This window comes from Micromonospora sp. NPDC004540 (assembly GCF_040610095.1).
Taxonomy (GTDB): domain Bacteria; phylum Actinomycetota; class Actinomycetes; order Mycobacteriales; family Micromonosporaceae; genus Micromonospora.
In genome coordinates this window covers 1-9,608 of the sequence record NZ_JBEXLR010000155.1, presented here as the reverse complement: position 1 = coordinate 9,608, position 9,608 = coordinate 1, and the positions used below count along the sequence as shown (strand labels likewise).

The 9,608-nt window shown below is 72.6% G+C and carries 11 protein-coding genes; 8 read left to right on the top strand and 3 right to left on the bottom strand.

All coding sequences use genetic code 11. The annotated features are described in order from the left end of the window. Positions 1–228, bottom strand: a 228-nt coding sequence (locus ABZV78_RS30345) for an EsaB/YukD family protein (RefSeq protein ID WP_355644101.1), incomplete at its 3' end; no start/stop codon positions are given. Between the two features lie 171 nt (positions 229–399). On the opposite strand from ABZV78_RS30345, the gene eccCa reads away from it, so the two are divergent. The 7 genes from eccCa to ABZV78_RS30310 all read left to right on the top strand — a co-directional run bounded on the left by eccCa (position 400) and on the right by ABZV78_RS30310 (position 7,016). Beyond that, positions 400–4,365, top strand: coding sequence for a type VII secretion protein EccCa (gene eccCa / locus ABZV78_RS30340; protein ID WP_355644099.1), 3,966 nt, complete (start codon positions 400–402; stop codon positions 4,363–4,365). Positions 4,366–4,435: 70 nt separating this feature from the next. Continuing rightward, on the top strand, positions 4,436–4,855 hold the full coding sequence (locus ABZV78_RS30335; protein ID WP_355644097.1) for a YbaB/EbfC family nucleoid-associated protein: 420 nt from the start codon (positions 4,436–4,438) through the stop codon (positions 4,853–4,855). A gap of 16 nt (positions 4,856–4,871) precedes the next feature. Continuing rightward, positions 4,872–5,165: a hypothetical protein gene (locus ABZV78_RS30330; RefSeq protein WP_355644095.1), complete on the top strand. Its 294-nt coding sequence runs from the start codon at positions 4,872–4,874 to the stop codon at positions 5,163–5,165. Between the two features lie 31 nt (positions 5,166–5,196). After that, positions 5,197–5,922, top strand: coding sequence for a hypothetical protein (locus ABZV78_RS30325; protein ID WP_355644093.1), 726 nt, complete (start codon positions 5,197–5,199; stop codon positions 5,920–5,922). Between the two features lie 16 nt (positions 5,923–5,938). Next, positions 5,939–6,196: a hypothetical protein gene (locus ABZV78_RS30320; RefSeq protein ID WP_355644092.1), complete on the top strand. Its 258-nt coding sequence runs from the start codon at positions 5,939–5,941 to the stop codon at positions 6,194–6,196. A gap of 204 nt (positions 6,197–6,400) precedes the next feature. Further along, a complete protein-coding gene (locus ABZV78_RS30315; protein WP_091314826.1) occupies positions 6,401–6,709 on the top strand; it encodes a WXG100 family type VII secretion target in 309 nt (102 codons plus the stop codon). 28 nt (positions 6,710–6,737) lie between these two features. Beyond that, the gene (locus ABZV78_RS30310; protein WP_046568947.1) at positions 6,738–7,016 is read left to right on the top strand and encodes a WXG100 family type VII secretion target; all 279 of its coding nucleotides are present in this window, start codon (positions 6,738–6,740) and stop codon (positions 7,014–7,016) included. 88 nt (positions 7,017–7,104) lie between these two features. Here ABZV78_RS30310 and mycP read toward each other — a convergent pair whose 3' ends face one another. Further along, positions 7,105–8,343: a type VII secretion-associated serine protease mycosin gene (gene mycP / locus ABZV78_RS30305; RefSeq protein WP_355644090.1), complete on the bottom strand. Its 1,239-nt coding sequence runs from the start codon at positions 8,341–8,343 to the stop codon at positions 7,105–7,107. A gap of 57 nt (positions 8,344–8,400) precedes the next feature. Then, positions 8,401–8,742 carry a helix-turn-helix domain-containing protein gene (locus ABZV78_RS30300; protein ID WP_355644088.1) on the bottom strand — a complete coding sequence of 114 codons (342 nt, stop codon included), beginning with the start codon at positions 8,740–8,742 and terminating at the stop codon, positions 8,401–8,403. 210 nt (positions 8,743–8,952) lie between these two features. Between ABZV78_RS30300 and ABZV78_RS30295 the strand changes: the two genes are divergently transcribed. Next, positions 8,953–9,608: carbonic anhydrase (locus ABZV78_RS30295; RefSeq protein ID WP_355644087.1), on the top strand; the 656-nt coding region annotated here is incomplete at its 3' end.

Here is a 9,608-nt window from a genome sequence, read left to right as displayed (position 1 = left end):
GCGCCGTCCGGGCCGGCGGTGATCCCGTACGGCCCCGAGCCTGGTTCGGACAGCTCGATCTCGCGGATGGAGGGGTTCGTCATGCGGCTTCGCCTCGCCGGCGTAACGCAGCAGCGTCGGCAACAGATCGGCCAGCGGCACGTCGGACGGCAACGCCAGATCCATCCTGGTCCGCGGCGCCACGATGGTGATCCGGCTCAGCCCGCCGGTCGCCGTCTTCGTCGCCACTGTGGCCTCCTCGTGCTCGCCTACGATCCACCTCGGCCGCCCGCGCCGCCCCCGTGGGTCCACGGCGCCTCCGGGAGATTACCTACGATGGCGGTCGCACAGGTTGCCCACCCGACGACTCGGGTGCGTCGGCCGACGACGAGCAGGGCCGCTTCTGGGGAGGAGACAGCCGTGAGCACGGTGGTGTTCCGCCGGCTTCCGCGTCAACCGGGGCCCGCGCTGCCGCGCGGGGAGGTGCTGCTGGAGTCCCCGCCCGAGCTGCCGGAGCCGCAGGCCAAGGGCATGGGTCAGGTGCTGATGATCCTGCCGATGCTCTGCGGCGTCGGCGCGATGGCCTTCCTCTACGCCGGTCGCGGCGGCGGCATGATGACGTACGTGGCCGGCGGCCTGTTCGGTGTGTCGATGCTGGGCATGGCGGTCGGCACGCTCGGCAACGGCGGCAACGACAAGGCCGAGCTGAACGCCCAGCGGCGCGACTACATGCGCTACCTGACCCAGATGCGCAAGCGCACCCGGCGGGCCGCCGAGCAGCAGCGCGCCGCGATGACCTGGCGGCACCCGGAGCCGGACGCGCTCTGGTCGGTCGCCGCCTCGCGCCGGCTGTGGGAGCGGCGGATCACCGAGGACGACTTCGGCGAGGCCCGGATCGCGCTCGGCCCGCAGCGGCTGGCCGTGGAGATCGTGCCCCCGGAGACCAAGCCGGTGGAGGACCTGGAGCCGATGAGCGCGATCGCGCTGCGCCGGTTCGTCCGGGCACACACCAGCGTGCCGGACCTGCCCACCGCGCTGTCGCTGCGCGCGTTCAGCCGGATCGCGCTGCGCGGCGACCGGGAGCCGGTGCTCGACCTGGCCCGGGCCGCGCTGGGCCAGCTGGTCACCTTCCACGCCCCGGACGACCTCCTGGTGGCCGTGGTGGCCGCACCCGACCGGCAGCCGGTGTGGGACTGGGTGAAGTGGCTGCCGCACGCCCAGCACCCGGGGCGTACGGACGCGGCGGGCGCGCGCCGGATGGTCTTCGCCAGCCTCGCCGAGGCGGAGGCGGCGCTCGCCAACGAGCTGGGCGGGCGGCCGCGCTTCGCCCCGGAGGCGAAGCCGCTCACCACCGCACCGCACCTGGTGGTGGTGCTCGACGGCGGCGAGGTCTCGCCGACCTGCGCGCTGATGGGGCCGGGCCTGCTCGGCGCCACGGTGATCGATCTCTCCGGCGCGGTGCCCCGCGACGCCGGTCGTTGGCTGCTCTGCCTGGACGCCGGCGACGGCAGCGGGCTGGACCTGGTCCGCGGCACGGCCAACTCCCGGTTGGGCCGGCCGGACCGGCTCAGCATGGCGGCCGCCGAGGGGCTGGCCCGGCAGATCGCGCCCTACCGGCTCTCCCAGCAGCAGGGCGCCAGCACGGAGGAGCCGCTGGCCCGCAGCATGGAGCTGCCGGATCTGCTCGGCGTCGGCGACGCGGCCACCGTGGACACCCAGCAGACCTGGCGGCCGCGCAGCCACCGGGACCGGCTGCGCATCCCGCTCGGCGTCGGGCCGGACGGCAACGTGGTCGAGCTGGACTTCAAGGAGTCCGCGCACGAGGGCATGGGCCCGCACGGCCTGGTCATCGGCGCGACGGGCTCCGGCAAGAGCGAACTCCTGCGGACGGTGGTCGCGGCGCTGGCCGTGACCCACTCGTCCGAGGAGCTGAACTTCGTCCTGGTCGACTTCAAGGGTGGCGCCACCTTCGCGTCGCTGGACGCGCTGCCGCACACCAGCGCGGTGATCACCAACCTCTCCGACGAGCTGCCGCTGGTCGACCGGATGCGGGACGCGCTGGCCGGTGAGATGAACCGCCGCCAGGAGGTGCTGCGGGCGGCCGGCAACTACGTCTCGCGCTACGACTACGAGAAGGCCCGGGCCGCGGGCGAGCCGCTGGAGCCGATGCCCAGCCTGCTCATCATCTGCGACGAGTTCTCCGAGCTGCTCGCCGCGAAGCCGGACTTCATCGACCTCTTCGTGATGATCGGCCGGCTCGGCCGGTCGCTCGGCGTCCACCTGCTGCTGGCCTCCCAGCGGCTGGAGGAGGGGAAGCTGCGTGGCCTGGACACCCACCTGTCGTACCGGATCGGCCTGCGGACCTTCTCGGCGGTGGAGAGCCGGATCGTGCTCGGCGTGCCGGACGCGTACGAGCTGCCGAACGCTCCAGGCCACGGCTACCTGAAGACCGACACCACCACGATGCTCCGGTTCCGGGCCGCCTACGTCTCCGGCCCGTACCGGGCGCCGGGGCAGGTGCAGCGGTCGACCCGGGCGCAGGTGCAGCGCCGGATCGTCCCGTACGGCATCGACTACGTGCCGGTGCCGGCGCTGCCGAGCCCGGCCGAGACCGCGCCCGAGCCGGAGCAGACCGGCGACGGCAAGGCGGTGGCCATGCTGGACGTGCTGATCGAGCGGCTCCAGGGCCGGGGACGCCCGGCGCACCAGGTCTGGCTGCCGCCGCTGGCCGAGCCGCCGAGCCTCGGCGAGCTGCTGCCCCCGCTGGGCGTCCACCCGACGTTCGGCCTGACCACCGCCAACTGGCCGGGGCGGGGCCGGCTCACCGTGCCGGTCGGCATCGTCGACCGCCCGTACGAGCAGCGCCGCGACCCGATGATGGTGGACCTCTCCGGTGCCGGCGGCAACGTGGTGATCGTCGGCGCCTCACTGAGCGGCAAGAGCACCCTGCTGCGCACGATGCTGGCCTCGCTGGCGCTCACCCACACGCCGCGCGAGGTGCAGTTCTTCTGCCTCGACTTCGGCGGTGGCGCGCTGCGCAGCCTGGACGGGCTGCCGCACACCTCCGGGGTGGCCGGGCGGCGCGACGTCGAGGCGGTCCGCCGGACCGTGGCCGAGGTGGTCGCCGTCATCGACGAGCGGGAGAACCGGTTCACCCAGCACGGCATCGACTCGGTGGCCAGCTACCGCCGGCGCCGGGCGGCCGGGGAGTTCGCCGACGACCCGTTCGGCGACGTCTTCCTCGTGGTCGACGGCTGGAACACGCTGCGCCAGGAGTACGAGGAGCTGGAGCAGACCATCACCAACCTGGCCAACCGCGGCCTGGGTTTCGGCGTACACGTGGTGGTCACCGCCGTGCGGTGGGCGGAGATCCGGATCAACATGCGGGACCTGCTCGGCACCAAGCTGGAGCTGCGGCTCGGCGACGCGGCCGAGTCGGAGATCGACCGGCGGGCCGCGCAGAACGTGCCCGTCGGCACTCCCGGTCGCGGCCTGACCCGCGACAAGCTGCACTTCCTCACCGGGATCTCGCGGATCGACGGCAAGCGCGATGTCGAGGACCTGACCGAGGCGTCGGTCGCCCTGGCCGGGCACGTGGCGGCCAACTGGCCGGGCCGCCCGGCGCCGAAGGTGCGGCTGCTGCCGCGCAAGCTGGCGGTCGGCGAGTTGGCCAAGGTGGTCGACCGGTCGGTCCCGGGCATCCCGATCGGCGTCAACGAGTCGGCGCTCGCGCCGGTCTACCTGGATCTGACGAGCGAGCCGCACCTGACCGTGTTCGGCGACGCCGAGTGCGGCAAGACCAACCTGCTGCGGCTGATCGCCCGGGGCATCGCCGAGCGGTACACCCCGGCGCAGGCGCGGCTGGTCATCGCCGACTATCGGCGTGGCCTGCTGGGCGCGGTGGAGGGTGACCACCTGCTCGACTACGCACCGTCCAACCAGGTCTTCAGCCAGGGCCTCGGCTCGATCCGGAGCGCGCTGCAGAACCGGCTGCCCGGGCCGGACGTGACCACCGCCCAGCTGCGCGACCGGAGCTGGTGGAAGGGCCCGGAGCTCTACATCCTGGTGGACGACTACGACCTGGTCGCCTCCGGCGGCAACAACCCGCTCAGCGCCCTGCACGAGCTGCTGCCGCAGGCGCGGGACATCGGCCTGCACCTGATCATCACCCGCCGGGTGGGCGGCGTGGCCCGGGCCCTCTACGAGCCGGTGCTGCAACGCCTGCGCGAGCTGGACTCGCCGGGCCTGCTGATGTCCGGCAGCCGCGAGGAGGGCGCGGTCTTCGGCAACCTGCGGCCGAGCCCGCAGCCGCCGGGCCGGGGCACCCTGGTCCGCCGCCGGGACGGCCAGCAGCTCATCCAGACCGCGTGGACGGAGCCCGCCTGACGGGGCGGATGTCGGATGACTGGGTCCGGTAGCGTCGGCCCGACCGTCGATGGGGAGGGGAAGGACAGTCGTGAGCACCTCGTGGGGTTACGGCGGCGCCGGTGGCGCCGTGGAGAACCTGCTGCGCCAGGCGCAGGAGCAGCAGCGCCGGCTGGCGGAGTTCCAGCAGCGGCGCGCCGAACTGCGGGTGACCGGGGAGAGCCCGGACGGCCTGGTCCGGGTGACGGTCGACGGTGACATGAAGGTCGGCGGCATCGACCTCAACGCCCGGGCCATGCGGCTGGACAGCTACACCCTGGCCGAGTCGCTCCAGGCCGCGATCGACGCGGCGTACGCGGCGTTCGCCGAGCGGCAGCAGGAGCTGATGACCGACATGCTCGGCGGCTCGGACCTGGTCCGCCGGGCGCAGGAGGGCAACCTCACCCCGGAGGACTGGTTCCGTCAGTTCGGGGTGGACCTGACCGACCCGACCCGCGGCCTGCGCCGCTGACCAGGGAGGAGACGCGGTGGCGAACAAGGTCGACGTCGACGCGATCCGCAAGGCGAGCAAGAAGCTCGACGCTCCGGACGGCCCGATCCAGTACCTGCGCAACGTGCAGACGCTGCTGGAGAGCGTGAAGCTGCCGGACGGCGCACTGACCCTTTTCGGCGGGGCGACCGTGCGGGCGCACAACTCCTCGGTGGACGGTCACCTCGACAACGTCAGGACCGGCATCGAGCACCTGCACAAGGCGGCCGCGCAGCTGGAGCAGACCGCCAAGAACTGGGAGAAGTCCGACCAGCCCTGGGTGGTCAAGTGACCGGCCGGGCGCGCGACGGGGGGAACAGCTGATGTCGGAGATCCTGATCGCGAACGCGGCCGGCACGGTGACCGGCACGCACACGGTCGCCGCCGCGACGGCGCCGGTGCGCGGCCTGCTGCCCGCGGCCCGGGCCAACTGGATGTGGCTGGTCTTCGCCGGGGCCCTGGGCGCGGCCATCGCCTACCTGGAGACCTTCGACAACGACGAGGTCAACAAGTCGATCAAGGAGTGGGGCGACGCGGCGCGGCTGCTCGGCGGGGACCAGTTCGGCGCGGCGCTGGAGCAGGTCCCGCCGTCGGACACCGAGTGGGACTTCGACGACCGGGACGCCTTCGACCTCTTCCTCCGCAAGCTCGGGGCGGAGATCAACTCGCTGGCCGAGGCGTTCAACGCCAACAAGGACACCCTCACCTCCGCCCGGGACGCCTTCAACGACGCGGTGAACGCGCTGGTCGACGCGCTCATCCCGATCCTGATCGCGGTGATCGCGTCGGTCGCCCTCCAGGCGTTCCCGCCGACCGCGCCCATCGCCGAGGCGATCGGCGTGGCCGGGATGGTGGCGAGCGCGGCGATCCTGGCGCTGGTCTTCGGCGACATCAGCGCGCTGTTCTCCGCCGTCATGGCCGGCTTCCAGGGCAACGACCGGTTCGCCTTCGTGTCGGACTCCCGGCCCGGCTGGGCGGCCACCGGCCAGGACCCGGACATCAAGGACATCAAGATCGACTGGGTGCAGGACTCCAAGTTCTACCAGTGACGGGAAGGGGCTCCGGGTGCTGGTGCTCTTCGTGTACTTCCTGGTGACCGTGCCGGTCTTCATCGCGCTGGCGCTGGTCGCCCAGTTGTCCCGCGCCGAGTGGGCGAAGCGGGCCAGCGAAGTGGTGTTGCTCACCGGGGTCGCCGCGCTCATCCCCGTGGTGTTCGACCGGGCGCTCGACAGGCCGGTGCTCTGGCTGTTCGTGGCGCTGCTGGCAGTCGTGCTGGTCTTCGGCGCGGCCATGCATGTGAGGTCGTACCGGCGATCGTCCTGATCCGCGGCTGGCGCCGTCGACCGTCCACGTCGTACGGTCTGATCGCCGGACGTCGTTGTGCGCCATGGGGATGCAGGGCTGCGCGGATTGGACGTCGTCCGCTACGGTTCGGTTGAAGTGTCCGTCGGTGGGGTGTGTACGCCTTGCCGCGGGGGAGGGGCGCGGCGGATCCGCCGCCACAGAGATGACGGAAGGGTGTGAAGCATGGCGTTCGAGGTCAGTGCAGCGACTCTGCACACCGCCGCGAGTGACGTGCGGTCCACGCGCAGCGACGTCGACGGTGAGCTGAAGAAGCTGTGGAACGTTGTCGACGACCTGGCCATGGCCTGGAAGGGCGGGGCGTCCACGGGTTTCCAGAACCTGATGCTGCGTTGGAACGAGGACACGAACAAGCTGCTGACGGCGATGGACAACATCGCCGACCTGCTTGACAAGTCCGGCACGACGCACCAGGTCAACGACGAAGAGCAGCAGCAGATGCTGGACAAGTTCCACTCTGCTCTCAACCCGTGATCCGCGAAGACAGGCAGAGGAGGAATCGATGAGCATCAAGGTTGACTACGCTGTCCTCGAGAGCAGCAACCAGCAGATGCAGGCCATCTCGCGGACCATCGACGAGAAGCTGGACACCCTGCGCTCGATGCTGACCAAGCTCGAGTGGGAGGGTCAGGACCGCGTCGCCTACGAGCAGCACCAGGCTCAGTGGGACGCCGCCGTGCGGGACATCAACAAGGTCCTGAACGAGATCGGCGGTGCCGTGGGCATCGCCCGCGAGAACTACATGACCACCGAGATGAGCAACTCGAAGGTCTGGGGCTGACCCGACCGGCCCGCTGCGGCTCCGCTCCGGCTCACGCCGGGGCCGGGGCCGTAGTGCTTTTCGGGCGGGGTTTCGGGGCCGGCCCGGGTCAGGCGTCCTGCGGCGCGGTGCGGCGGCCCGGGCGCCAGCCGCGCCGGCGGCCGCGGACCAGGATCGGCCGCAGCGCCAGCAGGACCCCGGCCAGCACCGCGCCGATGGCGGCGGCCCAGATCGCCACGGTGCGCTGCCAGGCCAGTGGGTCGACGTGCGGCGCCGGCTCCGGCATCGCGCCCAGCGGCGGGTCGCTGCGGGTGCCCAGCAGGCTGGTCACCGCCCGGTAGGGGTTGACCACCCCGTAGCCGACCAGCGCGTTGTGCCCGTCGGGCGGGTTGTCGGCGGTGCGGGTGAGCCGGTACGCGACCTCCTCCGGGCTGATGTCCGGGTGCGCGGCCCGCACCAGCGCGGCGACCCCGGAGACGTATCCGGTGGCGAAGCTGGTGCCACCCTGCGGCTCGGCCCGGTAGCCGGCGCCCTGCGGGGCGGGGCCGACGATGTTCAGCCCGGGCGCGGCGATGTCCACATAGTTGCCGGTGACCGAACTGCCGACGTGCCCGCCGTTCTCGTCCACGCCGGCGACCGCGATGACCCCCGGGTACGAGGCCGGATACGCCGGCTGGTCCTGCTGGTTCTCCTGCCGGTTGCCGGCTGCGGCCACCAGGATCACGCCCTTGTCGAGGGCGTAGTCGACAGCCTCCTTCAGCGCCGGGTCGTCGAGCGTGACCAGGGAAAGGTTGATCACGTCGGCGTCGTGGTCGACCGCCCACCGGATGGCCTTGCCGATCTCGGCCGGGATGGACTCGTCGAAGGCCTTCTGGTTGTCGGCCAGCACGCGGACCGGCAGGATCTGGGCCTCCGGCGCGATCCCGGTATAGGGCGCGCCGGTGCCCTCCCGCCCGGCGATGATGCCCGCGATGAGGGTGCCGTGGCCCACCAGGTCGCACTGCCCGTCGAGCTTGACGAGGTGATTGAAGTCCTCGCCGGAGAGCACCCGGCCGCGCAGCAGCGGGTGGGTGGGGGAGACGCCCGAGTCGATGACCGCGACGGTGATGCCCTGCCCCTTGGTGACCCGCCAGGCGGCGGCCGGGTCGAGCCGGTTGAGCGCCCAGGGCGCCTGGGCGGGGGCGGGGCCGCCGGGTGGGCCGCACTTCGGGGCCGCCACGGCGGGGGCGGGCACCGCCAGCAGGCCGCCGAGCAGCGCGGCCACCGCCGTTCCAGAGAGGACGGTTCGGATCCGGTGCCCGGTACGGACGCGCTCCGTCATCCCGTCCGGCCGCAAGCTGTCGCGCACGCGGTGAGATTACCGTCGCCGCGCCGTCCGTGCGGTGACGGGCGTGCGGAGGGGCGGTCAGCTCTCGGTCGCCGGCTCCGCGACCGGCTCGGTGGTGAAGAGCGCGAGCAGGGCGCCCACCTGCTGGTCAGCCTCGGCCGGGTGCCGGAAGTGCCCGCTCGGGTTGATCGTGTATTCGTTGCGCCGGCCCACCCGGGTCCGCTGGAGGTAGCCACCGGCCTCCAGGTCGGCGACGATCGCCTGGGCGGCCCGCTCGGTCACCCCCACCTCGTCGGCCACGTCCCGCAACCGCGCGGTGGGGTTGCGGGCGATGGCCAGGAGCACGTGGCCGTGGTTCGTGAGGAAGGTCCAGTTCCGGCCGCTCCCGTTCTGGTCCGGTGTCGTCGCCATGGTGGTCATGGTATGGCCCCGGCCGTCTCCCGGTCCCGGCCCGGCCCGCCGTGCGGGCGAGGCAGGAGCCGGAGCCGCCGTCAAGGGTGGCCCGACGTATGAAATGCGTATCACGTAAATCTTGACGTAGGTTGCACTGCGTGTGACGGTGGGTGGCGAGGCCGCCTCCGTCGCCGGCCGGCTGACCAGGGTTTTCTCGCGAGGACGAGGTGAGGATCAGTGTCGCCGACCACTCCCGAACAGGCGCTCGCCGAGCTCTACTCCGGTAACCAGCGGTTCGTCACCGGCGTCCCACGCCATCCCAATCAGGACGCCGGACACCGGGCGGCGGTGGCCGACGGGCAGCACCCGTTCGCAGTGATCGTCGGCTGCTCCGACTCCCGGCTCGCCGCCGAGATCATCTTCGACCGCGGCCTCGGCGACCTCTTCGTGGTCCGCACCGCCGGCCACACCGCCGGCCCCGAGGTGCTCGGCAGCGTCGAGTACGCGGTGACCGTGCTGGGCACCCCGCTCGTGGTGGTGCTCGGGCACGACTCGTGCGGCGCGGTCCAGGCCGCCCGTGAGGCGGTCCGCACCGGCACCTCCCCGGCCGGGCACCTCGGCGCGGTGGTGGACGCCGTCGCGCCCAGCCTGCTCCGGGCCGCCCGCGAGGGCGTCGAGGACCTCGACGGGATCGTCGACGTGCACATCGCGCAGACCGTGGAGGCGCTGCTGGCCCGGTCCGCCGTGCTCGCCGGTGCGGTGTCCGCCGGGCGGTGCACGGTGGTCGGCCTGTCGTACCGGCTCAGCGCGGGCGAGGTGCGCACGGTGGCCGAGGCCCCGGCCGGCGCGAAGGTCACGCCGGTGCCCGCCCCGGCCGCGCCCGCGGACCCGGC

Bases quoted from the DNA above. Each gene is read 5' to 3' on its own strand.
- ABZV78_RS30315 (WP_091314826.1), top strand. From the start codon at position 6,401: ATGGCGTTCGAGGTCAGTGCAGCGACTCTGCACACCGCCGCGAGTGAC.
- ABZV78_RS30325 (WP_355644093.1), top strand. From the start codon at position 5,197: ATGTCGGAGATCCTGATCGCGAACGCGGCCGGCACGGTGACCGGCACG.
- ABZV78_RS30310 (WP_046568947.1), top strand. From the start codon at position 6,738: ATGAGCATCAAGGTTGACTACGCTGTCCTCGAGAGCAGCAACCAGCAG.
- ABZV78_RS30300 (WP_355644088.1), bottom strand. From the start codon at position 8,742: ATGACCACCATGGCGACGACACCGGACCAGAACGGGAGCGGCCGGAAC.